The following is a 23,366-nucleotide window of genomic DNA, read 5'->3' on the forward strand; positions in this document are numbered from 1 at the left end:
CAAGGAGGCTTGTCGACATGCAAATGCACCTGACTGACTGGACCCGCAGCGTCGTCGATGTGCTCGCGCACCCGCCCGGGCGCCAGCAACTGCAGGCGCTTGCCGCCTGGTTGCGGCGCCTGAGCATTACCGATCACTTCGTCCTGTTCGTCTACGAAGGCAGTTACCGCCCGTTGTCGCTGTTCGACACCTTCACCGACGAGCAGCGCTGCATCTTCATCGACGAGTACCAGACCGGCCCCTATCTGCTCGACCCGTTCTACCTGGCGGGTCATCCGGCGCAGTCGGAGGGGGTGTACAGCATGCGCCAGCTGGCGCCGGACCAGTTCTACAACAGCGAATACTTCCTGACCTATTACCACCACCTCGGCTTGTGCGAAGAGGTCGGGTTTTTCATCACCCTGAGGGCCGATACCCATGCCGTGCTGTCGCTGATGCGCCGCCGCGGGCGCACGCGCTTTCATGAAGACGAGATCAGGCAGCTGGAAAGTGCCATGCCGGTGGTCAGCGCCGCCGTGCGCGCCGCCTGGGAGGCAAACAGCCTGGCGGCCGAGCGGCCCGTGGATGAACACGACCACCTGGTCCAGGAGGCGTTTGCCAACTTCGGTCGCGGTTTATTGACCGAGCGCGAGTGTGAAGTGGTCAGGCTGTTGCTGCAGGGACACTCCAGCCAATCGATTGCGCAGAAGCTGCGGATCAGCCCGGCGACAGTCAAGGTTCACCGCAAGAATCTTTATGAAAAACTGGAGATCGGCAGCCAGTCGGAGTTGCTGGCACTTTTTATCCAGGCGATCAAGGGGGAATCGTCCAGACGCCCTAGCAGCATGGCAGATCGAGACTATAGTAACGTCTAAAAAACGGGGTCAGGGATGCTGCTATGTCTACGATAGAGTTGTCGTCACCGCAGAGCCTTCGCAGGCGTGTTATCTGGGCCGGGGCGTTGAATATCGGGTCTATCCTGGCTTCTCAGGTGATACGCCTGGGCGGTAACCTGGTCATCACCCGTTTGCTGATACCGGAAATGTTTGGCCTGATGGCCATCGCCACCGCTGTGTCGGTGTTGTTGTTATTGCTATCCGATGTCGGTTTGCGACAGAACGTCATCCAGAGTGCGCGTGGCGACGATCCGGTGTTCCTCAACACCATCTGGACCGTGCAGATCATTCGCGGCTTTACCCTGTTTATCGTGATGCAGCTGGTGGCACTCGGCTCCTGGGTCACCCAGCAGATGGAGCTGTGGCCCGCCCATTCCACCTATGCCGACCCGCAGCTGCCGCTGGTGCTGGCGGTCACCGGGTTCTTTGCCATTCTGTACGCCTTTCAGTCGACGAATATCGACGTGGCCATCCGTCTGTTCCAGCAGAAGCGGGTGGTGCTCGCCGAGCTGATTTCGCAAATTGCCGGGCTGGTGGTGATGCTGGTGGCCGGCTACCTGACCCGCTCCATCTGGTCGATGGTGGCCTCGGGGCTGGTCAGCACCCTGGTGCTTACCGTGCTCAGCCACACCATGTTCCAGGGCCCGAGAAACCGCGTGCAGTGGGACCGGGAAGCCTTTCGCGAGATTTTCAACTACGGCCGCTGGATCCTGCTGTCGTCGGCGGTAGGGGTGCTGGCCATGCAGGGCGACCGGATCTGGTTCGGCGGCACCATGACCGTGGCCGAGCTTGGCGTGTACTCCATCGCCGTGGGCATTCTGCTGGCGATCCAGACCAGCCTGCTGCGCCTGGCCGGGGCCGTCGCGTTGCCTGCTTTCAGTGAAGCGGCGCGCAGCGGCGACATGGACCGGCTGCGCAACCTGTACTTTCGCTTCCGCTTGCTGTTCGACTTCGTCTCGCTGTTCGCCTGCGGCTTTTTGCTCACCGCCAGCCCGTTGATCATCAGTTGGCTGTACGACGCGCGGTATGCCGGCGCCGGTGAGATGATGGCGATCCTCTCGTTGTCGTTCTTTACCTTGCGCTACAGCCTCACCCAGCAGATCTGGATGGCCCTCGGGCTGACCAAGTACATGGCCATGGACAACATCATCCGCGTGGTGGCGTTGTTCACCCTGTTGCCGTTGTTGCTGGCCATCGGCGGCGTGACCTGGGGGCTTTGGGGCGTGGCCCTGCATACCTACTTCACGCTGTTCCTGATCTTCAAGGTCAGTCACCAGTTGGGCATGCTGAGCATCAAACGTGAACTGGTGGTGCTGCCCTTTATGGTGCTCGGTGCCTTGGCCGGGGAGTTTGTAACCCGACTTTTTGCCTGAATGTGGGCTAATGGGCGTCAGAGGACCTGGCACATGAATGTGATCGATTATTTTGATCGGGCAAGAATCATCAACATGGCGTCACGCAAGGACCGCCGGTTGGAAACCGAAGAAGAGTTCGCACGCAACGGCTTTCGCATTGACGATGAAAAAACCGGCTTCTTCAAGGCGATTACGGTCAGTGAAGGCAAAGGCTTCCCGAGCATCGGCGTTCGTGGCTGCTTTTTAAGCCACTTGGGGGTGCTGGAAGAAGCCATGCGCGTGAACGCGAAAAACGTCCTGGTCATGGAGGACGATATCCAGTTCTCCAAGGCCATCGCCGAACATGGCCGCAAGGCTGTCGAGTCGTTGCAAGGGATGGAGTGGGACGTCCTGTATTTCGGGCATCCGTTTGATGTCGACTCAAATTCACCCGGCTGGAAGCAAGTCGACCGGCCGATTCACCTTACGCATTTCTATGCGATCAATGCCCGGTGCTTCGAGACCCTGAGGGATTTCCTGGTGCTGGTGAAGGAGCGTCCACCTGGGCATCCTGACGGGGGTTCGATGCATTTTGACGCTGCGCTCAATACCTTGATTCACAAGAACAAGGATATTGCGGCGTATTACTTCACCTGGAACCTGGGCTACCAGCGCCCGTCGCGCACCGACCTGCACGACCTGTCCATCCTCGACCGGCTGATGTTCCTGCGCCCGCTCATGGACATGCTCAGAAGGGTAAAAGCCAAACGCCTGAGAGTGACGCGATAATCGCTTTCGCGGGTAAACCCGCTCCCACAGGGGACAAATGCAATCCTTGTGGGAGCGGGTTTACCCGCGAAAGGGTCAGAAGTGGGCCTTGATCAGCAAGCTGATGGCGCTCTGGTCGGTGCCGCCGAGAATTTCCGAGCCCACGAAGCCGTCGTCATCGATCCCGTACTTGTTACTCCAGTAGTCGTACTCGACCCCGACATATACCTTCTTGCCGTAGCCGAACGCCTTGGCCACGTCGTACTTGATCTGCGGGTTGAAGTGCAGGTTGGCGTGGTAGCTCTTGTCATTGTCCACCACCCAGTCCATGAAACCGTCGATCACCAGGTCCGAGTTGCCGACCGGGATGGTGTAGCTCCACACCGGGGTAATCTGCCAGACATTGTTGCCGTCACGTTTGCCGTCTGGCGTGCGCAGGTAGGTGTTGAGCTGGAAGTAGTCGAAACCCGGAATGTTCAGGTCAACCGCCGGGCCGATCAGGTACGCCTCGACATCGTCCTCGCCAAACTCATAGGTGGTGGACAGCAGCACGTCCTTGATCGGCCCATAGGAGAAATTGGTGCCGGTCAGCTTGCTCAGGGAAAACCGCGGGCTGAACTCGCCGTAAAAGGTGTGGCCATCGCCAGCGCCGTTGGTGGCGTCGGTGTTGTACTTGATGCCGTCCACGAACATGAACAGGTCACCAAAGCTCCAGCCGCTGGCGTGCTCGAACGTCACGGTTTGCTGCTTGGGAGGATCGACGGTGAAGTCGATGCCGTTCAGGTAGGTCAGGCTGTTGTCCTGCCATTGCAGCAGGTCGCCGGCTTGGCTGTGCTGGGCGGCAAACAGGCTGCCGAGCAGCAGTAGCGAGGGGGTGGTGCACTTCATTAACGCGCTCCTGATCATGGGGGTAGGTTTCTCTGAACCTGTCGTGTTGGTCAATTGGTGCAGTGCTGCGCCAATCTGTGGTGTGCCTTGACTCAGGCATCTACTTCTTCGCGGCGGTAGGCGTAGGTCTCGGCAAAGCGTGAGAGCATGTAGTCGCTGCAGGAGATCGGCGCGTACTTGGCGGGGTATTCAGGGCTCTGGCAGCCGGGCAGGCAGCTGATCTCGGTGTCCGGGTGCGGTTCGGCAAAAAACGGCATGGAATAGCGGTCGATCCCCAACGGGCTGACCACCCGGTGCGGGGTGGACTTGTAGCGATCGTTGCTCCAGCGCGCCATCATGTCGCCGATGTTCACCACATAGGTGTCGGCAATCGGCGGCGCGTCGATCCATTCACCACGCACATCCTGCACCTGCAGGCCGCCGGTGGCGTCCTGGTACAGCAGGGTGATGCAGCCGTAGTCGGTGTGCGCGCCAGCACCCTGTTGCTCGGCGCTGCTGGCGGTCTGGCGGGGCGGGTAATGGATCATGCGCAGCACGCTGATCGGGTCGGCAAAACGCCGGTCGAAGAAGTCTTCTTCAATCCCCAGGGCCAGGGCCATTGCGCGCAGCAGGGTCAACGACAGCGCGTGCATATCCTCGTAGTGGCGTTGCATCAGCGCCTCCCAGCCGGGAATGTCCGGGTGCAGGTTAGGCCCGCGCAAGGGTTTGCCGGCCTGGACGTCGGGGTGCTCGCCGGCCAGGTGAAAACCCATGTCGAAGGTTTCTTTCAGGTCGCTCGGTTTGCTCGGGTCAAGTTGCTCGGTGGCGATGGCGCCGTAGCCGCGGTGGTGGGCCGTGCGGGTAATGTCGATGCGCAGTTTTTCTTCGGCCGGGCGGGCGAAGAAGTCCTCGGCGGCGGCCTTCAATTCGGCGATGCGCGAGGGCGCAATCGGGTGGCCCTTGATGTAGTAAAACCCCCACTCACGGCAGGCATGGTCAATCTGCTGGGCAACGACCATCCAGGCGTCGGGGTCGTTGGCGTAGAGCGGGGCGATATCGATGATCGGCAGTGTCTTCATGGTTGCTCCTGGTGGGGGCAGGTGCTGCGAGTCTTCTCGTACCCAGGGCAGCGGAAAGGGCGCCGACGGGGCGCCCGGATAACAGGGTTTACTGCGGCAGTTGGGCGCTGATGCCTTTGACGTAGTAGTTCATGCCGGCCAGTTCGGCGTTGCTGGCCACGCTGCCGGCGGCAATGCGCACATCGCCTTTCTGGTCGAGGATCGGGCCGGCGAAGGGATGGAACGAGCCGTCCTTGATGCCCGCGATGATCTGCTCGGCCTCGGTCTTGACCTCGGCCGGTACCAGCGGGCTGATCGGCAGTTCGATCGTGCCTTCGGCCAGCCCGCCCCAGTAATCCTGGGATTTCCAGTTGCCATCGATCACTGCCTGGGTACTGCGGATGTAGTGCGGGCCCCAGTTATTGACGATGGACGTCAGCACGGCCTTCGGACCGAAGTGCGCCATGTCCGAGGCATAGCCGATGGCATAGACGCCACGACGTTCGGCTGTCTGGATCGGTGCCGGGCTGTCGGTGTGCTGGAACACCACGTCGACGCCCTGGTCGATCAGGGCGTTGGCGGCGTCGGCTTCTTTGCCCGGGTCGAACCAGGAGTTGACCCACACCACCTTGATTTCAGTACCCGGGTTGTACTTGTCCAGGGCCAGCTGGATGGCGTTGATGTCGCGGATCACTTCCGGGATCGGGAAGGAGGCGATGTAGCCGATCTTCTTGCTCTTGGTCATCTTGGCGGCAAGAAAGCCACCCACGTAGCGCCCTTCATACGAGGTCGACAGGTAGGTGCCGAGGTTCTTGTCCTGCTTGTAGCCGGTGGCGTGCTCGAAGGTGGCCTTGGGGAATTGCTTGGCGACCTTGGCGGTCGGGTTCATGTAGCCGAACGAGGTGGTGAACACCAGGTCGTAGCCGCCCTTGGCCATGTTGCGGATCACCCGTTCGGCGTCGGCGCCCTCGGCCACGTTCTCGACGAAGCTGGTCTGGACCTTGTCACCGAACTGCTTGATCAGCGCCTGGCGGCCTTGCTCGTGCTGGTAGGTCCAGCCGTGGTCACCGATCGGGCCGATGTAGACGAAACCGACCTTGAGCGGGTCGGCGGCGTGGGCGCCAAGGGTGGCGGTGAGGCCAATGGCCGCGGCGACACCGAGTACCAGACGCTTGAGGGAAGGGATGGACATAAGGGTGGGGCTCCGTGTGGGTCGTGTTGTTCTTCTGGGCCGAAGGTGGCGATAGCCGTGTTGCAAAAAATTGACCAACAGGACAACAAGTCGAAAAATTGCGGCAACCCGCATGAAACCTGCGGGTTGCCGGGGCAATAAGTTGTCGAGGTGGTCAATAAACGCGCACGCAACGCGCTGCGCGGATGAAACTGGTGCAGGCCTCAGTGTCCGCCGCGCCATGGCTGGCCGAGGGACACCGGCGCGTACAGGCGGGTGCGCACGGCATCGCGCGACAGCAGCACCAGCACCACGATGGTTGCCACATACGGCAGCATGGCCAGCAGGTTGGCCGGAATGCTGATGCCGATACCCTGGGCCACCAGGTGGAGGATGCTGGCCAGGCCGAACAGGTAAGCGCCGAGCAGCACGCGCAGCACTCGCCAGCTGGCGAATACCACCAGGGCCAGGGCGATCCAGCCGCGTCCGGCGCTCATGTTTTGCGCCCACATCGGCGTGTAGGCCAGCGACAGGTAAGCCCCGGCCATGCCGGCCATGGCGCCGCCGAACAGCACCGCCAGGGTGCGCACGCGCATCACCGGCAGGCCCATGGCGCTGGCGGCGTTCGGGTTCTCGCCGACTGCTTGCAGGATCAGACCGAGGCGGCTTTTGAGCAGCGCCCAGGTGATCAGCGCGAACAGCGCGAACGACAGGTAGACCAGCACATCCTGGTTGAACAGCATGTGGCCGATCAACGGAATGTCGCTGAGCAACGGGATGGCCAGCGGTTCAAAGCCGGTCAGCGGCTTGCCGACCCAGGCCGAACCGACGAAGGCCGAGAGACCGATGCCGAAGATCGTCAGGGCCAGGCCCGTGGCCACCTGGTTGGCCTGGCAGCCGAGAGCGACCAGAGCGAACAGCGCGGCCAGCAGGATGCCCGCCAGGCACGCCAGCAGCACGCCGAGCCACAGGCTGCCGGTAGAGAAGGCGACGATGAAACCAATCACCGCGCCGAACAGCATCATGCCCTCCTGGCCGAGGTTGAGTACGCCGGTTTTTTCGCACACCAGCTCACCGAGGGCGACCAGCAACAGCGGTGTGCCGCAGCGCACCATGGCGTAGAGGATGTTACTGATCAGATCGAGGTCCATGGGATGACTCCAAGTAAGGCGGGCGCGCTCAGGCCGGGGCGTGTTCAGTGTGTTTGCGGGTGGCCGGCCTGAACCAGCTGCCAAGGCGCACGCGGTAGAGGATCAGCAGGTCGCAGGCAAGCAGGAAGAACAGCATCATTCCCTGGAACAGCTCGGTCAGTGACTGCGGCAGGTTGAGGGTCATCTGGGCGTTCTCGCCACCGAGGTACAGCAGTGCCATCAGCAGCCCGGCGACGATGATGCCGAGCGGGTTGAGGCGGCCGAGAAAGGCCACGGTGATGGCCGCATAGCCGTAGCCCGGCGACACCTGCGGCACCAGCTGACCAATCGGCCCGGTGACTTCGCTGACCCCGGCGAGCCCGGCCAGGCCACCGCTGATCAGCAGCGCCAGCCACACCAGGCGTTTTTCGCGAAAGCCCATCAGCCCGGCGGCGCGGCTGTCGAGCCCGAGCACGCGCACCTGAAAGCCGAGAAAGCTGCGTGACAGCAAAACCCAGACGGCTACCGCCGCCAGCAGCACCAGATAGAAGCCGGCGTGCAGGCGCACATCGTCGAACAGGGTCGGCAGGCGGCTGGCATCGGCGAACATCGCCGATTGTGGAAAGCTGAAACCCTCGGGGTCTTTCAGCGGCCCGTGGACGAAGTACAGCAGCAGGTTCAGGGCGATGTAATTGAGCATGATCGTGGTGAGGATTTCGTTGGCATTGAAGTGCGTGCGTAGCCACGCTGCCAGCGCTGCCCACAACGCACCGGCGAGCACGCCGGTGAGGATCACCGCCGGCAGTGCCAGCACTGAGTCCCAGTCGAGGAGGTTGATCGCCAGCGCACTGCCCGCCAGGGCGCCGATCAGCAGCTGGCCTTCGGCGCCGATGTTCCAGATGCGCGCCTGGTAGGCCACCGCCAGGCCCAGTGCGCAAAGCAGGATGGGGATGGCCTTGATCAACAGCTCCGAGACGCCGTAGAAGTCCTGTACCGGCTCGATCAGCAGTGTGTGGAAGGTCGCCAGCGGATCGTGGCCGAGGGCGGCAAACAGCAGGGCGCCGCACAGCAATGTCAGCAGCGCGGCCAGCAGGGGTGACAGCAGCAGATGACGACGTGACTGCTGCAGGCGGGGTTCGAGGGTCAGTAGCATGGGATTCTCTTCAGGCAGCAGCAGGGTTGTCGAACTCACCGGCCATCCAGCGGCCGACTTCGGTGAGGGTGGTGTGCGCGGTGGCCTTCAGCGGCGACAGGCGACCGCTGCACAGGGCGCCGAGGCGGTCGCTGATCTGGAACAGTTCATCGAGGTCTTCGGAGATCACCAGGATTGCCGCGCCCGCATCGCGCAGGGCGATCAGCTCGCGGTGAATGGTCGCCGCCGCACCGACGTCCACGCCCCAGGTCGGGTGCGCCGCGACCAGCAGCGTCGGTTGCTGCATCACTTCGCGGCCGAGGATGAACTTCTGCAGGTTGCCGCCGGACAGGCTGCGGGCCAGGGTATGGATGTCCGGGGTCTTCACCCCGAAGCGGCGCACGATGTTCTCGGCCAGGGCCTCGACACGGCCACGACGGACCATGCCGTGGCCGACCAGGCCCTGGTGAAACGATGACAGCAGGGCGTTGTCGGCCAGGCTCATGTCCGGCACCGCACCGTGGCCCAGGCGCTCGGCGGGTACGAAGGCCATGCCCAGGCGCCGACGCACATCCGGGTGCAGGTTGGCAATGGGCTGCTGGTCGAGGGTGATGCGCTCGCGCTCGCCACGCGGCAGGCGGGTTTCGCCAGACAGCAAGGCCAGCAACTCGTCCTGGCCGTTGCCCGCCACACCGGCAATACCGACGATCTCGCCACTGCGCACTTCAAGGCGCAGGCGATCGAGCGAGGTACCGAACGGGTCGAGGTTGTGCCAGCTGAGGTCGTCTACGCGCAGACGTGTCAGCCCGCCGCTGGCTTTGGGGTAGCTGGCTTCCAGGCCCTCGGCATCGCCGACCATCAGGCGTGCCAGCTGCAGGTCGCTGCATTCGCGCGGCACGCAGGCACCGGCAACGCGTCCGCCACGCAGCACCGTGGCGCTGTCGCACAGGGCACGTACTTCGCCGAGCTTGTGGCTGATGAAGAGAATGCTGCAGCCCTCGGCGGCCAACGCACGCAGGGTGACAAACAGCTCGTCGACCTCCTGCGGGGTGAGTACCGAGGTCGGTTCATCAAGGATCAGCAGGCGGATGTCCTGCATCAGGCAGCGGACGATCTCCACCCGCTGGCGCTCGCCAATCGACAAGCTATGCACCAGGCGTTCCGGCTCCAGGCCCATGCCGTAGCGCTGCGACACCTCGCGGATTTTTGGCTCCAGCTGCTTCGGTGTGCCGGCGTCGCGGCCCAGTGCCAGGGCGATGTTCTCGGCCACGGTGAGGGTTTCGAATAACGAAAAATGCTGGAAGACCATGCCGATGCCCAGCGCCCGGGCCTGGGCCGGGTCACGGACCTGCACGCGCTGGCCTTGCCAGACGACTTCGCCGCTGTCCGGGGCGGTGACGCCGTAAATGATCTTCATCAGGGTACTTTTGCCGGCACCGTTTTCACCCAGCAGGGCGTGAATTTCACCCGCCGAGATGCGCAGGTCGATACGGTCGTTGGCCAGGGTGCCCGGGTAGCGCTTGGTGATGGCGCGTAGTTCCAGGCGCAGCGAAGAGGCGGAATGGGGCATGAGGTGGCTCGGTAATGGATTGCGGTACTGGGCTGTAAGCAAAAACATGGCCAATTGGTCAGATTATTGGCCGGGCCACAGGCCAGAGCCGCGCAGCCCAGGCATTGAGGTGTCGAAGTTGATCATCGCGACCGATCGTGCAGCGTCATGGAGCGGGCGGATGCGCTGCAATGGTGCGCGCCACCTGACGGGCTGTTGAACATGGAACTGTTTGTCCAGCAACAGCAGGGCAACACTTTGCTGTTCTGCAGCGCTGTCCGATTGTTGATGATTGTTCTCAACCAATTGAAATTAAAGGGTTTATTCTTTGGCATGGCTTGTGCCTTAGTCCCTGGTATCTCTGTACTCAGATCCAAGGAACGTGCATGTCTACGCCCGCTGTCAGTGCCCATTACGATATCCGCCAACCGGATGCCCATATCATTCGCGATGATGCCGAAGCCATCGCCGTTGCCCACCGCGTCGCCGCGCTGTTGCGCGAAGGCGCCAGCGAACGTGACCGCAATCGCCAGGTGCCGGCGGATGTCGTCGATGCCTATTCCAACAGCGGCCTGTGGGGGATCACCGTGCCGCGCAGCTACGGTGGCGCCGAGGTGTCTTTCGCTACCCTGGCCAAGGTCATTGCCATTGTCTCTGCCGCCGACCCGTCGCTGGGGCAGATCCCGCAAAACCATTACTGCCTGCTGGAGGATATTCGTCTGCAAGGCAGCGAAGCGCAGCAACGGTTTTTTTTCGATCTGGTGCTCAAAGGTCATCGCTTCGCCAATGCACTGTCAGAAACCGGCGGCAAGACCGTGCAGGACATCAGCACCCGCCTGGTGGCCGACGGTGATGGCTACCGCATCGACGGACGCAAGGGTTATTGCACCGGTTCGCTGTACGCTCACTGGATCGGCGTGTTGGCGCTGGACGAGCAGGGCCGTGGGCAACTGGCCTTCGTCCAGCGCGGTACGCCGGGGCTGGTAGTGGTGGACGACTGGGACAGCATCGGCCAGCGCACCACCTCCAGTGGCACGGTCATCGCCGACGGCTTGCGCGTGCCGGCCTTCCATCTGTTCGCCAGCTACCGCTCCTATGAAAGCCCGACCCTGGCCGGGCCATTCGCCCAGCTGACCACTGCGGCCATCGATGCCGGCATCGGTCGCGCGGCGCTGGACGACACCATTGCCTTTGTTCGCGAGTACGCCCGGCCGTGGGTGGATGCCAAGGTCGACAAGGCCGGCGATGACCCGCTGACGATTATCCAGATCGGCTCCCTGGAGATCCGCCAGGAAGCCGCCGAAGCGCTGCTTGAGCGTGCGGGCCTTGTGCTGGACGCGGCCAAGCCGGCACCGGATGAAGACAACGTTGCCGCAGCGTCGGTCGCCGTGGCCAAGGCCAAGGTGCTGACCACTGAAGCGGCCATTGAAGCCACCAACCGTCTGTTCGAGCTGGGCGGCACCCGCTCGTCCCAGGCCCGGCACAACTTCGACCGTCACTGGCGCAACGCCCGGGTGCACACCCTGCACGACCCGGTGCGCTGGAAGTATCACCTGGTCGGCAACTGGGCGCTGAACGGCATCAAACCTGCGCGTCACGACTGGAACTGAGGGATGGCCATGTCCAAGCACATTCGCCTCAACGCCTTCGCCATGAACACCGTCGGGCACCTGTCGCCCGGCCTGTGGCGGCACCCGCGCGACCAGTCGCGGCGTTACACCGACATTCACTACTGGGTCGAGCTGGCCAAAACCCTGGAGCGCGGCCGTATCGACGGCCTGTTCATTGCCGACGTGCTGGGGGTGTATGACGTGTATGGCGGCAACGCCGACGCGGCCCTGAGCAATGGCACCCAGGTGCCGGTCAATGACCCGTTGCAGCTGGTGCCGGCCATGGCCGCCGCTACCGAACACCTGGGGTTTGGCGTCACCGCCTCGGTGTCGTTCGAGCACCCGTTCCCGTTCGCCCGGCGCATGTCGACCCTCGATCACCTGACCCAGGGGCGTGCTGGCTGGAACATCGTCACCTCATACCTGAGCAGCGGTGCGCGCAACCTCGGGCAGCGCGAACAGTTGTCCCACGACCAGCGCTATGCCCTGGCCGAGGAATACCTGCAGGTGTGCTACAAACTCTGGGAAAGCAGCTGGGACGAAGACGCGGTGCGCGCCGACCGCGACAGCGGCGTCTACGCCGATCCGGCCAAGGTGCACGGCATCGAACATGAGGGCACTTACTTCAAAGTGCCGGGTTTTCACCTGTGCGAGCCGTCGCCGCAGCGCACCCCGGTGCTGTATCAGGCGGGCGCCTCCAGCCGTGGCCGGGCGTTCGCCGCCGCCAATGCGGAGTGCGTGTTCGTTGCCGCGCCGAGCAAGGCCGTACTGAAAAAGCAGGTGGACGAGTTCCGCGCTGCTGCCGTCGCCGCCGGACGTGCGGCGGACGATATCGTCATCCTCGAACAGCTGACGGTGATCGTCGCTGAAACCGATGAGGCCGCCCTGACCCGGCTGCGCGAGTACCGCGAATACGCCAGCGCCAGTGGCGCGCTGACCCTGATGTCGGGCTGGACCGGTATCGACTTCTCCCGTTACGACCCGGACCAGGTGCTGCGCGAAGTGCCGAGCGATGCCATCCAGTCGGCGGTGGACGCCTTCACCCGCGCCGACCCCACCCGTACCTGGACCACCGCCGAAATCGCCGACTACTGCGCGATTGGCGGCGATGGCCCGGTGCTGGTGGGCTCGGCGAAAACGGTGGCCGACCAGTTGCAGGAATGGGTCGAAGAAACCGGCGTCGATGGCTTCAACCTGGCCAGCGTGGTGGCGCCGGAGACCTTCGTCGCCGTGGTTGACCTGCTGGTGCCGGAGTTGCAGGCGCGCGGCCTGTTCAAGCGCGAGTACACCGAGGGCACCTTGCGCCACAAGCTGTTCGGCCAGGGAGACCGCCTGCGCGCACCGCACCCTGTGTCGGCCCTGCGACGGAGGGCCGGCGAATGAACGAATGGCTGGTCAACCTGGACTGGTTCGAAGTCGGCCAGGCCAGCCTCGAGACCCTGAGCATGCTCGGCGCGGCGCTGGCGTTCACCGTGCTGCTCGGGCTGCCGCTGGGGGTACTGCTGTACCTCACCGGGCAGCGTCAGCTGTTGTCCAGCCCGGTGCTGTACCGCTGCCTGTCGGTGGTGGCCAACGTCCTGCGTTCGCTGCCGTTCATCATCCTGCTGATCGTGCTGATTCCAGTGACGACGTTGCTCACCGGCACATCGCTGGGGGTGCGCGGCACCATTCCACCGTTGGTGGTGGGCTGTACGCCGTTCTTCGCCCGGCTGGTGGAAGCCGCGTTGCGTGAAGTCGACCGCGGACTGGTCGAGGCCAGCCAGGCCATGGGCGGCAGCACCTGGCAGATCATCCGCTACACGCTGTTGCCGGAGTCGCGTACCGGGCTGATTGCCGCCGTTACCGTGACGGCCATCGTGCTGGTGGATTACACCGCCATGGCCGGGGTGATCGGTGGTGGTGGCCTGGGCGACCTGGCAATCCGCTTTGGTTACCAGCGCTTCCAGACCGATGTGATGGTGGTCACCGTGCTGCTGCTGATCGTGCTGGTGCAGGCCTTGCAAATGAGCGGCGACCGCCTGGTGCGGTACTTCACCCGCCGCTGAATGTTCCGTTACCCGCCTGCGGCAGCCGGGATTCGCTGCCGCGCCGGCCCCACGTTCGCCAGACGACGGCCAACCCTTATTCAGGAGTCAGACCATGTTCAAGCAGTCTCTGGCGGTATTGGCCGCCGCGATCATCAGCCTCTCGGCGCATGCCAACGAAAAGCTCACCGTCGGCGCCACCCCGGTGCCCCACGCGGAAATCCTCGAGTTCGTCAAACCGGTACTGGCCAAGGAGGGCGTGGACCTCGACATCAAAGTCTTCACCGACTTCATCCAGCCCAACCAGCAACTGGCAGAGAAAAACCTCGACGCCAACTACTATCAGTACCGGCCGTTCCTCGATGACTACAACAAGACCCGCCACACCGACCTGGTGCCGGTGGTCGGCGTGCACATCGAGCCGTTCGGTGCGTACTCCACCAGGATCAAAAACCTCAAGGACCTGCCTGACGGTGCCAGTGTTGCCATTCCCAATGACCCGGTGAACACCGGTCGTGCCCTGGTGCTGCTGCACGAAGCCGGGCTGATCAAACTCAAGGACCCGAGCAACACCCTGGCGACCCAGCGCGACATCGCCGAAAACCCCAAGCGCCTGAAAATCCGTGAACTGGAAGGTGCGCTGCTGGCCCGCGCGGTGAATCAGGTGGACCTGGCCTTCGTCTTCGCCAACTACGCGCTGGAAGCCGGTATCGATACCAACAGCGCGCTGATCGTCGAGAAGGGCAAAGACCTCTACGTAGAGTACCTCGTGGCCCGTCCCGACAACCTCCAGGACCCGGGCATCCAGAAGCTGGCCAAAGCGTTGAATACGCCTGAAGTGCGCAACTTCATCCTGACCCGTTACAAAGGGCAGATTGCGCCAGGGTTCTGATCATTGTTGTTTCTACCTGACGGGGCATTGCCAACGTGACGCACTTTTCCCAGGAACTCCTTGCCAGTGCCGTGCCCCTGCAACTGCGCGGCATTGGCAAACGCTACGGCGAACTCACCGCACTGCAGGGCATCGACCTGCAGGTTCAGCGCGGCGAAATCTTCGGCATCATCGGTCGCAGCGGCGCTGGCAAGTCGTCGCTATTGCGCCTGATCAACCGCCTGGAAACCCCCACTGAAGGGCAGGTGCTGATCAACGGCGCGGACATCGGCGAGCTTACCGGGGCGCAACTGCAACCGTTGCGTCGCCAGGTGGCGATGATCTTCCAGCACTTCAACCTGATGGTCACCCGTACGGTGGCCGAAAACATCGAACTGCCGCTGCGCATGGCCGGTGTGCCGGCAGCGGAGCGGGCGCGGCGGGTGGATGAACTGCTGCAACTGGTGGGACTGGTAGAGCGCCGTGCGGCGTATCCGGCGCAGTTGTCCGGCGGGCAGAAGCAGCGGGTCGGCATTGCCCGCGCGCTGGTGCTGGAACCGCAGATTCTGCTGTGCGACGAAGCTACCTCGGCGCTGGACCCGGAAAGCACCCAGTCGATCCTGCAATTGCTGCGCGACATCAACCGCCGGCTGGGCCTGACCATTGTCTTGATCACCCATGAGATGGAAGTGATCCGCGACCTTTGCCACCGCGTGGCGGTGCTCGAGCGTGGGCGGGTGGTCGAGCAGGGCGAGGTGTGGCGGGTGTTTGGTGATCCACGTCACGAGGTGAGCCGGATTTTGCTGGCGGGCTCGGAGCATGTGCAGGAAGCAGGGCCTGCGGCTGAGGATGAAGTGCTGGTGGATTTGCACTTTACCGGTGAGCGCGGCCTGGAACCGGATTTGGCAGCGCTGTCAGCTCTGCTGCCGGGGTTGCGCCTGGTGCAAGGCGGGGTCGAACGGATTCAAGGCCGCGCCCTGGGGCGCTTGCGCGTGGCGGTGCGAGGTGGGGATTTGCAACGGGTAGAAGGCCTGGCTGACCGGGTGGCGCGGGTTCGCTAGTCTGACGTGACTCTGCATCGCGGCGGTCCGGCGTCCCGGTAAATCCGCTCCTACACGATCACACCGGCCTGTAGGAGCGGATTTATCCGCGAAGAGTTGCGCAGCAGGGCTGGCCTGCCACCAAGGGCATCACTCGATGTTCAAGATCCGCGCCGCATTGCCGTAAAAGAATTTCTCCAGCACCTCATCGCGCAGTCCCAACCGCTGTGCATCTTCAATGCTCTGGCGGATCGGCCTGAAGGTGTACGACGAGCCGAATAGCAACTGGTCGGCGAGAAAGCCGTTGGCCGCCTGCACGTAGGCTTCACTGCCGGCCTGGAACAGATACATGTCCGGCAGCAGGTGAATGTTCTCGTAACGGAAGGCCACGCCAATCGCCTGCTGCACATTCGGCCAGTAGCCATGGCTGACGACGATCTTCAGCTCAGGAAACGCGCGGGCCACAGCGGCCAGGCGCCCCGGATCGTTATAGGCCGGGTCCGGGGTGGTCGGGCCGCTCATGACGAACAGCGCCACACCACGTGCTTGCAGGTGTGCGTAGATCGGCCAGTACAGCGGATCGTCGGCATGTCGCGCCGGTTCGGCGAAGCCGGGTTCAAGGTCGATGGCGGCCAGGCCGAGCACATCAATCGCCCGGTCAATTTCCGCCAGTGCACCTTCCACACCCTGCATCACCGGCTCCACCGCACCGACGCCAACCAGCTCGGCATGGCCGTTCACCACACTGTGGATCAGGTCGTTGGGCAGGTGCTGGGCAGGCGTATGGCGGCCTACCACCACCGCCTTGTACAGGCCCGCCTCGCGAACTTCGCCAAGAAAGCCTTCCTGGGTCAGTGAGCGTTCGAAATGGTTGTCCGCGCCGCGGGTGCCGACACGGCGGTTGAGCCAACGGGTGGTGGCATGCTCGGGCGAACCCGGCACCCCGCCGAAGAACGGATGGAGAAATGCCGGGCGGCAGCGCAGGTCGATGATTTTCATGCCGCCTGCTCCTTGCCCTTGTTGGCACGCACATCAAATGCGCCGCCAGTGAAGGCACCGTCGACGGTGACCTTGCCTTTGCCTGGCAGCAGCGGAAACACCAGCTCGGCAAAACGGTAGGCTTCTTCCAGGTGCGGGTAGCCGGACAGCACAAAGCTGTCGACGCCCAGGTCAGCGTATTCGAGCAGGCGTGCGGCCACGGTCTGCGGATCACCCACCAGCGCCGTACCGGCACCGCCGCGCACCAGGCCGACACCGGCCCAGAGGTTCGGCGCCACTTCCAGTTTGTTGCGATCGCCGCCATGCAGCGCGGCCATGCGCCGCTGGCCTTCGGAGTCCATCTTGGCGTAGTTGGCCTGGGCCGCGGCGATGGTGTCTTCGTCCAGGTGGCTGATCAGTTCGTCGGCAGCGGCCCAGGCCGCTTCGTTGGTCTCGCGCACGATCACGTGCAGGCGCACACCAAAACGTACGCTGCGGCCATGGCGCTCGGCGCGGGCACGCACGTCGGCAATTTTCTCGGCGACGGCGGCAGGCGGCTCGCCCCAGGTCAGGTAGGCATCCACGTGTTTGGCTGCCAGTTCATGCGCCGCCGGCGACGAGCCGCCGAAGTACAGCGGTGGGTACGGCTGTTGCACTGGCGGGAAGAAGTTCTGTGCACCCTCGACTTTCAGGTGCTTGCCCTCGAAGTCGACGGTCTCGCCGGTCAGCAGGCGGCGCCAGATGGTGAGGAATTCGTCCGACGCTTCATAGCGTTCGTCATGCTTGAGGAACACGCCATCGGCGGCCAGTTCGGTTGCGTCGCCGCCGGGCACTACGTTGAGCAGCAGGCGTCCGTTGCTGGCCTGGTCGAGCGTGGCGGCCTGACGTGCCGAGGCGGTGGGGTTGCCCAGCGAGGTACGCAGGGCCACCAGCAGTTTGATCCGCTGGGTAACCGGCACCAGGCTGGCGGCAGTGACCCACGGGTCCAGGCAACTGGCGCCGGTAGGAATCAGCAGGCCATCATAGCCAAGCTGGTCGGCCGCTACGGCGATCTGGCGCATGTAGGCGTTGGTCGCCGGTCGGCCACTGGCCGAATGGCCCAGGTAGCGGGTGTCGCCGGAAGTCGGCAGGAACCAGAAAATATCGAGACTCATAAAAGCATCCTCATTGCCATCGTCAAAAGGGGCACGCGCGGCAGTGGTTTTCTAAATGTTCAGATCGACAGGTTGATCACCCGGCCATCAAAACCGCCAGGGGCGGCACGGCGCTTGTTGACCACCAGTTCGCCGATGCGGATCAGGTGAGTGCGGGTGATGTTGCGTGACAGGCCCAGCAGCTGCGCGGTGTGGACCTGGTTGTGGTGACAGAAGCGGTACGCCGCGCGCAGCAGGGCGTCCTCTACCTTTTCGTGCAGCCCTTCGCCTTGTTCTTCGAACAGGCGCAGCAGGGCGCGCTGCAACAGTTCGTCTGCGCTTTCCTCGCGCGCCCGGCTGCTGGCTTCGCGGCCGATACGCAGGTTGGACAGGTGCAGGTCTTCGGCGCGGATGACCTGGTTGCGGCAGATCAGCAGGGTGTGGTGAATGACGTTTTCCAGCTCACGGATATTGCCCGGCCAGTCGTAGCCCGCCAGGCGCTGGCGCGCTTCTTCGCTAAGGCTGACGTCGGCATAGCCCAGGCGCCGGCTGTACTCGGCAATGAAATGCCGGGCCAGCGGCAGGATGTCGCCCGGGCGTTCGCGCAGCGGGTGCAACTGCAAACTGACCACGTTGAGGCGGTAGTACAGGTCTTCGCGAAAATGCCCGGCGTTGATGGCTTTTTCCAGATGAACGTTGGTTGCCGCCAGCACCCGCACATTGATCGGGATGCTTTTGCGCGAACCGAGGCGCACCACTTCGCGTTCCTGCAGCACCCGCAGCAGCTTGACCTGGATCGGCATCGGCAGGTCACCGATTTCGTCGAGGAACAGCGTGCCGCCGTTGGCTTCTTCAAACCAGCCAGCCTTGGCCGCCAGGGCACCGGTAAAAGCGCCTTTCTCGTGACCGAACAGCTCGGCCTCCACCAGCGACTCGGAGAACGCGCCGCAGTTGACCGCCATGAACGGGCCATTGCGCCGGTCACTGAGGTTGTGGATGTGCCGTGCCACCAGCTCCTTGCCGGTCCCGGTCTCGCCGATGATCAGCACACTGGCCTCGCTCGGCGCGACCTGTTGCAGGTGGGCCAGCAGCGCCTGCGAGTGCGGGTCTTCGAAGACCTGGGCAGTGGCGCGGATCGAGGTGGCCAGGGACGGGGACGGGGGCAGGGTCAGCAGTTGCATGGACGGGCCTTATGAGTAGAAGGTCGGGGTAGGGCGCGTACCGTTCAGCGCCCATTCGCCCAGTTCGTGGATGCGGTAATCCACCGGGTCGTGCAGGGTCTGGGTGCGCAAGTTGCGCCAGTGCCGGTCGAAGCGCAGTGAAGCATGGGTGGCGCGCGCGCCGGTGACTTCGAACAGGCGGTTGCAGATATCCAGGCCATGGCGGCTGGCGGCGACTTTTGCGGTGCCGATGGCCAGCGCCAGTTGCGCGCGTTCCTCGGCGCCCAGGGCCTGCTCCTTGGCCCAGGCACGGTCGAGCAGTTCGGCCGCGCGCTCGACCAGCAGGCGCACGCTTTCCAGGCCCACCCAGAACTCGCCGTAGTGACGCAGCACGTGGGGGTCTTCGCCGCTGTGCCGGGCCGTGGAACGGAACCAGGGGCGGCTTTCGTTGAGGGTGTACTGGCGCGCCTCTTCGAACGCGCCTTCGGTGATGCCGAGGAACATGTTGGCGAAATGCAGCTGCGCAATCAGTGGCCGCAGGCAGGCGAACGGTGTACTCAACGGGCCGGGATCGAGCAGCAGCTCGCTGTGTTCGACCCGCACCCGTTCGAAGGTGGCGCTGCCACTGTCGGTCTGGCGCTGGCCAATGTTGTTCCAGTCGCCGTGCAGGGTGATGCCGGTGCGTCCGCTGGGGATGGCGGCGATCAGCAGTTTGCCGCCGGCACTTTCATCGACCGCAGAGGCGATCAGCATTTCTGAATCGCTGGCGCCGGAGCAGAAGCTCTTTTTACCCGAGAACTCGCACCAGCCATCGAAGTGCTTGACCACGGTGCGGGTGTCCAGCGGGTTGAGGGCGTTGCCCCAGAACCAGTGTTTGCGCGCCGTCAGTTCGTACCAGGGCTGCCATTGCTCGGGGCGGGAGAACAGGCGCACGGTGGCCAGCATCAGGTGCTGGAAGCCAAAGACATGGGCGATGGAACTGTCGACCCGTGCGAACTGGCGCACCACCTCGAAGGTTTCGCTCCAGCTGGCACCCAGGCCGCCGTACTGCGTCGGGATCATCAGGCCGAGCAGCCCACTGGCGCGCAGGGCATCACGTTCGGCCTTGGGCGTACCGCCACGGGCGTCGCGCTCGATGGCGGTTTCGGCGAACTGGGCGGCCAGTTCACGCGCGATTTGCAGTGGGGTTTGCACGGTGTTGCGCGAAGGCAGGCTCATGTTCATGGTCTGCCTCAGGCGATCTTGCGCAGCGGGCTGGCGCTGGTGACACCCGACAGCGTTGCGGCGGCGCGTTCGGCGGCCAGGGCTATGCGTGCCTTCAGCGCCGGACTGGTGATCTGGTAGTCCTCGAAATCGGCCTGGGCACCGTACACGCCGATGGGCAGGGTCAGGGCCTGGAAGAAACTGAACAGCGGGCGCAGTTGATGATCGATGACCAGCGCGTGGCGCTCGCTGCCACCGGTGGCGGCCAGCAGCACCGGTGTATCGATCAGCGCGTCCTGGCCGATCAGGTCGAACAGGTGCTTGAACTGCCCGGGGTACGAACCGCGGTAGACCGGTGCGGCGACGATCAGCAGGTCGGCCTGTTCGATTGCCAGCAGCTCGGCTTCCACCTCGGCAGGCAGCTCGCTGCGCGACAGGGCGCCGCCCACCGGCCGGGCAATGTCGCCCAGTTCGATGACCCGGACACTGAAGTCCAGATGCTGGCCGAGGGCAGTGATCAGCGCCTCGGTCAGGACCAGGGTACGGGAAGGGCGCCAGGCCCCACCGGAAACAGCGACGATGTTGAAAGCAGTGCTCATGATTCAAGTTCCTTGGCGCAGTGGTTTGCCTGAGTGGAGCAAGAGCCGTTCCAGTTTTTAAATTACTTTAAAAACAATGGTTTACTGATTTTTAGCGACAGTTGTCGTGTTGCCTGAGCGCCGCAAGTGTTGGTCTGTTGTTGCCTGGCAAACAGTTGTTCGGGTGTTGGCCGGTGAACAGCGCGAGGCGATGGGTGCTTTTTAAGGGGAGAGGGTATATTCCGTCAAATTATTAATAACGATATATTAATAATTGAACGGAATATAAGGATGGTGGGTGCAGGAGCGGATTCATCCGCGATGGGGTCACCCACTATCGGGGAAATACACCCGCTCAAAGAATGGTGGTGAATGCCCACAAATCAATCACAACCACAAACGCCGCTACACAAGCCAGGAAATAAGTCTCTGAACGTGTCATGGCCAAGCCCCCATCGTGATGGTGTGTTGGGGGCTCCGTGCAAATACCGCTCCACCGGCTAAACGCGAAATTGCTGCATCAACCCCTGCTGATGATTGGCCAGTCGGTTCAGTGCCTGGCTCACCTGGGCTGACTCTTCGGCCTGCCCCGAGAGGGATTCGGTGACATCGCGGATGGTTGCCACGTTGCTGTTGATCTCTTCGGCCACCGCACTTTGCTCTTCGGCAGCACTGGCAATCTGCAGGTTCATGTCGGTGATGACCGACACCGATTCACCGATCTGGCGCAAGGCGGCAACTGCCTGCTCGACCTGCTCGACGCTGCCTTGTGCCTGCTGGTAACTGTTGTTCATCGAGCTGACCACGTCGCGGGTACCGCGTTGCAGGCCTTCGATGACCTGACGGATTTCCTCTACCGAGTCCTGGGTGCGCCTGGCCAGGTTGCGCACCTCGTCGGCGACCACGGCAAAGCCACGTCCGGCTTCACCGGCCCGCGCCGCCTCGATGGCGGCATTGAGGGCGAGCAGGTTGGTCTGCTCGGCAATGCTGCGGATCACTTCCAGCACCGAGCCGATCTGTTCGCTGTTGGCCGCCAGGCCTTCGACCTGGGTCATGGCGCTGCTCATGTCGAGCGCCAGGGCATCGATGGCGCTGGTGGTACGGCCAATTACCGTAAGGCCTTCACGGGTGGCGAGGTCGGCACCACGGGCGGCATCGGCGGCCTGTGCTGCGCTGCGCGCGACATCCTGAGCAGTGGCGCTCATTTCGTTGGAAGCGGTGGCCACCTGGTCCACTTCACGGTATTGCTGGTGCATGCCGGCGCTGGTCTGGCTGGCAATGGCCGCAGCCTGGTCGGCGGTGCCGCGGGCATCCTGTACCGAGCGTTTGACGTCGGCGATCACCGGTTGCAGCTTGTCGAGGAAACGGTTGAACCAGCCGGCCAGCTCACCCAGTTCGTCCTTGCGCGCGTAGTCCAGGCGCCGGGTCAGGTCGCCTTCACCGCTGGCGATGTCCTTGAGCATGCTGGCCACCCCGAGGATCGGCCGGGTTACGCCGCGCGCGGTCAACCACACCAGCAGCAGGCCAACGATTGCGGCGGCGACACCGAGCAGCAGTTCCAGCCAGGTGCCCTGGGCATTGCGCTGGTCAAGATCGCTTTGCAAGGCCATGGCTGGCGCCAGCAGAGTGGTCATCGGTACGTTCAGTAGCACGCCCCAGGGCTGGGCGTCGGCAATTGGTTGCAGCGCTGTCAGCACCTGCAGGTAACCGTTGGCCTGGCCTTCATGGTCCTTGCCCTGACGTTGCAGTTCCAGCAGCTGTTCAGCGTTGGCGGCGTACGCTTTGGACAGGCTTTGCCCAAGCAGGCCGGCATCGCTGCTGTGGCCGGCCAGCAACCCGGCCGGGCTGATAATGCTGATTGCGCCTTGGCCTTGATAAAGGCCCTGGCTGCCGGAGGTTGCCAATTGCTGGAGGTTGCTGAGGCTGATGTCCATGCCGACCACCGCGATCAGGCGACCGTTGTCGATGACCGGAAAGGTCAGGGTAGTGATCAGGGTTTTCTGCCCCGAGGCGTCATCGAAGTACGGGTTCAGCAAGCACGGCTTGAGGCGTTGTTTCGGGCAGTTGAACCAGGTGTTGAACGGGCTGCCGTCGAGCATCGGCGTGGCGTCGCTGATCATGTCCTCGGTCACCGCCAGGGTGCTCAGGCTGCCACCACGCTGCGCCCAGTAGGTGGCAAAGCGGCCACGTTCGTTGCTGCCCGATTCGGCGCGCCCGACAAAACTGGCATCGTCGCCGCTCAATTGATCGGGCTCGAACACCAGGTACAGGCTGAGCAGTTGCGGGTTGGCCTGCAGCGTCTCTTTGACCTGCTGGTTGAGTGCGTCCCGCAGCGCTTGCCCGCCCGCATTGAGCTTGTGCAGCTGGCTGCGCTGGCGCAGCACTTCGCGGGACAGGTTCAGGCCGTCCTGGTAGGCCGCCATGAAGTAGCGCTGGATGGTCAATGCCTGCACCTTGCCTTCCCCTTGCATGCGTTCGCGCGCCGAGGCCTCAAGCATCTGCGCACTGCTTGCCTTGACCAGCGTGGTACCCACCCCCATGCGGTAGAGCGAGATGCAGATGAGCATGGCAACGATGGCCAACAGGCAGAGGCCGGTCAGCAGGGTGATTTTCCACTGGATGGAAAGCCGGTTGAGAGGCATTGAAGCGGTCCTTGTGCGGAAGAGAGCGGGTTGAGGTCCGACGATGTGCGCATGTTAAGGAAGTCGACAGGACCCGGCGGCTAGGTGAATCGGGTGGCACAGACAGGGCTGCTGGCTACCTGATATCATTTTCCAGCACATTTCACGCCACACCGACCAAAGCGCTTAAGTTTCAATGGGTTAATTAAAACCTATGGGCCTTTTGGGGCGTAGGCGGGTAGGTTAAGCGTCAAATTTTGCGAC

At 63.3% G+C, this 23,366-nt stretch carries 20 protein-coding genes and 1 pseudogene; 8 read left to right on the top strand and 13 right to left on the bottom strand.

All coding sequences use genetic code 11. The annotated features are described in order from the left end of the window. Positions 1 to 17: 17 nt before the first annotated feature. The 3 genes from DM813_RS19350 to DM813_RS19360 are packed head-to-tail and all read left to right on the top strand — an operon-like array spanning position 18 to position 2,998. On the top strand, positions 18 to 854 hold the full coding sequence (locus tag DM813_RS19350) for a helix-turn-helix transcriptional regulator (protein ID WP_128324970.1): 837 nt from the start codon (positions 18 to 20) through the stop codon (positions 852 to 854). Between the two features lie 23 nt (positions 855 to 877). Further along, a complete protein-coding gene (locus DM813_RS19355; RefSeq protein WP_128324971.1) occupies positions 878 to 2,248 on the top strand; it encodes an oligosaccharide flippase family protein in 1,371 nt (456 codons plus the stop codon). A gap of 33 nt (positions 2,249 to 2,281) precedes the next feature. Next, a complete protein-coding gene (locus DM813_RS19360) occupies positions 2,282 to 2,998 on the top strand; it encodes a glycosyltransferase family 25 protein (protein ID WP_128324972.1) in 717 nt (238 codons plus the stop codon). Positions 2,999 to 3,073: 75 nt separating this feature from the next. Here DM813_RS19360 and DM813_RS19365 read toward each other — a convergent pair whose 3' ends face one another. The 6 genes from DM813_RS19365 to DM813_RS19390 all read right to left on the bottom strand — a co-directional run bounded on the left by DM813_RS19365 (position 3,074) and on the right by DM813_RS19390 (position 9,905). Next, positions 3,074 to 3,865: an outer membrane protein OmpK gene (locus DM813_RS19365; protein ID WP_128324973.1), complete on the bottom strand. Its 792-nt coding sequence runs from the start codon at positions 3,863 to 3,865 to the stop codon at positions 3,074 to 3,076. Between the two features lie 92 nt (positions 3,866 to 3,957). Then, positions 3,958 to 4,923: a 2-oxoglutarate and iron-dependent oxygenase domain-containing protein gene (locus tag DM813_RS19370; protein ID WP_128324974.1), complete on the bottom strand. Its 966-nt coding sequence runs from the start codon at positions 4,921 to 4,923 to the stop codon at positions 3,958 to 3,960. A gap of 88 nt (positions 4,924 to 5,011) precedes the next feature. Further along, positions 5,012 to 6,094: a BMP family ABC transporter substrate-binding protein gene (locus DM813_RS19375; RefSeq protein ID WP_128324975.1), complete on the bottom strand. Its 1,083-nt coding sequence runs from the start codon at positions 6,092 to 6,094 to the stop codon at positions 5,012 to 5,014. 203 nt (positions 6,095 to 6,297) lie between these two features. Continuing rightward, entirely contained in the window at positions 6,298 to 7,224 is a 927-nt protein-coding gene (locus DM813_RS19380; RefSeq protein ID WP_128324976.1) for an ABC transporter permease, read from the bottom strand. A gap of 28 nt (positions 7,225 to 7,252) precedes the next feature. Next, positions 7,253 to 8,356, bottom strand: a complete 1,104-nt coding sequence (locus DM813_RS19385; protein ID WP_128325267.1) for an ABC transporter permease — start codon at positions 8,354 to 8,356, stop codon at positions 7,253 to 7,255. Positions 8,357 to 8,366: 10 nt separating this feature from the next. Further along, entirely contained in the window at positions 8,367 to 9,905 is a 1,539-nt protein-coding gene (locus tag DM813_RS19390; RefSeq protein ID WP_128324977.1) for an ABC transporter ATP-binding protein, read from the bottom strand. 365 nt (positions 9,906 to 10,270) lie between these two features. Between DM813_RS19390 and DM813_RS19395 the strand changes: the two genes are divergently transcribed. The 5 genes from DM813_RS19395 to DM813_RS19415 all read left to right on the top strand — a co-directional run bounded on the left by DM813_RS19395 (position 10,271) and on the right by DM813_RS19415 (position 15,450). Further along, entirely contained in the window at positions 10,271 to 11,494 is a 1,224-nt protein-coding gene (locus DM813_RS19395; protein ID WP_128324978.1) for an SfnB family sulfur acquisition oxidoreductase, read from the top strand. Positions 11,495 to 11,503: 9 nt separating this feature from the next. Further along, positions 11,504 to 12,877 (top strand): LLM class flavin-dependent oxidoreductase, encoded by a 1,374-nt coding sequence (locus tag DM813_RS19400; RefSeq protein ID WP_128324979.1) that lies wholly within the window; start codon positions 11,504 to 11,506, stop codon positions 12,875 to 12,877. After that, positions 12,874 to 13,539 (top strand): methionine ABC transporter permease, encoded by a 666-nt coding sequence (locus DM813_RS19405; RefSeq protein WP_128324980.1) that lies wholly within the window; start codon positions 12,874 to 12,876, stop codon positions 13,537 to 13,539. The genes DM813_RS19400 and DM813_RS19405 overlap by 4 nt, the downstream gene beginning before the upstream one ends. A gap of 94 nt (positions 13,540 to 13,633) precedes the next feature. Beyond that, positions 13,634 to 14,410: a MetQ/NlpA family ABC transporter substrate-binding protein gene (locus DM813_RS19410; RefSeq protein ID WP_128324981.1), complete on the top strand. Its 777-nt coding sequence runs from the start codon at positions 13,634 to 13,636 to the stop codon at positions 14,408 to 14,410. A gap of 35 nt (positions 14,411 to 14,445) precedes the next feature. Then, a complete protein-coding gene (locus DM813_RS19415) occupies positions 14,446 to 15,450 on the top strand; it encodes a methionine ABC transporter ATP-binding protein (RefSeq protein WP_128324982.1) in 1,005 nt (334 codons plus the stop codon). 129 nt (positions 15,451 to 15,579) lie between these two features. On the opposite strand, the gene DM813_RS19420 is transcribed toward DM813_RS19415, so the two are convergent. The 7 genes and pseudogenes from DM813_RS19420 to DM813_RS29045 form a co-directional block, all read right to left on the bottom strand. Then, positions 15,580 to 16,428: an amidohydrolase family protein gene (locus tag DM813_RS19420; protein WP_128324983.1), complete on the bottom strand. Its 849-nt coding sequence runs from the start codon at positions 16,426 to 16,428 to the stop codon at positions 15,580 to 15,582. Then, positions 16,425 to 17,561, bottom strand: a complete 1,137-nt coding sequence (gene ssuD / locus DM813_RS19425; RefSeq protein ID WP_128324984.1) for an FMNH2-dependent alkanesulfonate monooxygenase — start codon at positions 17,559 to 17,561, stop codon at positions 16,425 to 16,427. The genes DM813_RS19420 and ssuD overlap by 4 nt, the downstream gene beginning before the upstream one ends. 59 nt (positions 17,562 to 17,620) lie before the next feature. Continuing rightward, entirely contained in the window at positions 17,621 to 18,721 is a 1,101-nt protein-coding gene (locus tag DM813_RS19430; protein WP_128324985.1) for a sigma-54 interaction domain-containing protein, read from the bottom strand. A gap of 9 nt (positions 18,722 to 18,730) precedes the next feature. Beyond that, positions 18,731 to 19,918, bottom strand: a complete 1,188-nt coding sequence (locus DM813_RS19435; RefSeq protein ID WP_128325268.1) for an acyl-CoA dehydrogenase family protein — start codon at positions 19,916 to 19,918, stop codon at positions 18,731 to 18,733. A 14-nt stretch (positions 19,919 to 19,932) separates the two neighbouring features. Continuing rightward, positions 19,933 to 20,502: an FMN reductase gene (gene msuE, locus DM813_RS19440; RefSeq protein ID WP_128324986.1), complete on the bottom strand. Its 570-nt coding sequence runs from the start codon at positions 20,500 to 20,502 to the stop codon at positions 19,933 to 19,935. Between the two features lie 479 nt (positions 20,503 to 20,981). Further along, a complete protein-coding gene (locus DM813_RS29040) occupies positions 20,982 to 21,737 on the bottom strand; it encodes a methyl-accepting chemotaxis protein (protein WP_431311999.1) in 756 nt (251 codons plus the stop codon). Positions 21,738 to 21,839: 102 nt separating this feature from the next. Then, positions 21,840 to 23,123, bottom strand: a pseudogene (locus DM813_RS29045) (HAMP domain-containing protein); the annotation flags it as partial. Positions 23,124 to 23,366: the final 243 nt, after the last annotated feature.

Source organism: Pseudomonas alkylphenolica, assembly GCF_004025535.1.
GTDB lineage: Bacteria > Pseudomonadota > Gammaproteobacteria > Pseudomonadales > Pseudomonadaceae > Aquipseudomonas > Aquipseudomonas alkylphenolica_A.

What these genes read in the sequence shown, in the direction of transcription:
- DM813_RS19350 (WP_128324970.1), top strand. Translation starts at nt 18, where the DNA reads ATGCAAATGCACCTGACTGACTGGACCCGCAGCGTCGTCGATGTGCTC.
- DM813_RS19355 (WP_128324971.1), top strand. Translation starts at nt 878, where the DNA reads ATGTCTACGATAGAGTTGTCGTCACCGCAGAGCCTTCGCAGGCGTGTT.
- DM813_RS19360 (WP_128324972.1), top strand. Translation starts at nt 2,282, where the DNA reads ATGAATGTGATCGATTATTTTGATCGGGCAAGAATCATCAACATGGCG.
- DM813_RS19365 (WP_128324973.1), bottom strand. Translation starts at nt 3,865, where the DNA reads ATGAAGTGCACCACCCCCTCGCTACTGCTGCTCGGCAGCCTGTTTGCC.
- DM813_RS19370 (WP_128324974.1), bottom strand. Translation starts at nt 4,923, where the DNA reads ATGAAGACACTGCCGATCATCGATATCGCCCCGCTCTACGCCAACGAC.
- DM813_RS19375 (WP_128324975.1), bottom strand. Translation starts at nt 6,094, where the DNA reads ATGTCCATCCCTTCCCTCAAGCGTCTGGTACTCGGTGTCGCCGCGGCC.
- DM813_RS19380 (WP_128324976.1), bottom strand. Translation starts at nt 7,224, where the DNA reads ATGGACCTCGATCTGATCAGTAACATCCTCTACGCCATGGTGCGCTGC.
- DM813_RS19385 (WP_128325267.1), bottom strand. Translation starts at nt 8,356, where the DNA reads ATGCTACTGACCCTCGAACCCCGCCTGCAGCAGTCACGTCGTCATCTG.
- DM813_RS19390 (WP_128324977.1), bottom strand. Translation starts at nt 9,905, where the DNA reads ATGCCCCATTCCGCCTCTTCGCTGCGCCTGGAACTACGCGCCATCACC.
- DM813_RS19395 (WP_128324978.1), top strand. Translation starts at nt 10,271, where the DNA reads ATGTCTACGCCCGCTGTCAGTGCCCATTACGATATCCGCCAACCGGAT.
- DM813_RS19400 (WP_128324979.1), top strand. Translation starts at nt 11,504, where the DNA reads ATGTCCAAGCACATTCGCCTCAACGCCTTCGCCATGAACACCGTCGGG.
- DM813_RS19405 (WP_128324980.1), top strand. Translation starts at nt 12,874, where the DNA reads ATGAACGAATGGCTGGTCAACCTGGACTGGTTCGAAGTCGGCCAGGCC.
- DM813_RS19410 (WP_128324981.1), top strand. Translation starts at nt 13,634, where the DNA reads ATGTTCAAGCAGTCTCTGGCGGTATTGGCCGCCGCGATCATCAGCCTC.
- DM813_RS19420 (WP_128324983.1), bottom strand. Translation starts at nt 16,428, where the DNA reads ATGAAAATCATCGACCTGCGCTGCCGCCCGGCATTTCTCCATCCGTTC.
- ssuD (WP_128324984.1), bottom strand. Translation starts at nt 17,561, where the DNA reads ATGAGTCTCGATATTTTCTGGTTCCTGCCGACTTCCGGCGACACCCGC.
- DM813_RS19430 (WP_128324985.1), bottom strand. Translation starts at nt 18,721, where the DNA reads ATGCAACTGCTGACCCTGCCCCCGTCCCCGTCCCTGGCCACCTCGATC.
- DM813_RS19435 (WP_128325268.1), bottom strand. Translation starts at nt 19,918, where the DNA reads ATGAGCCTGCCTTCGCGCAACACCGTGCAAACCCCACTGCAAATCGCG.
- msuE (WP_128324986.1), bottom strand. Translation starts at nt 20,502, where the DNA reads ATGAGCACTGCTTTCAACATCGTCGCTGTTTCCGGTGGGGCCTGGCGC.
- DM813_RS29040 (WP_431311999.1), bottom strand. Translation starts at nt 21,737, where the DNA reads ATGCACCAGCAATACCGTGAAGTGGACCAGGTGGCCACCGCTTCCAAC.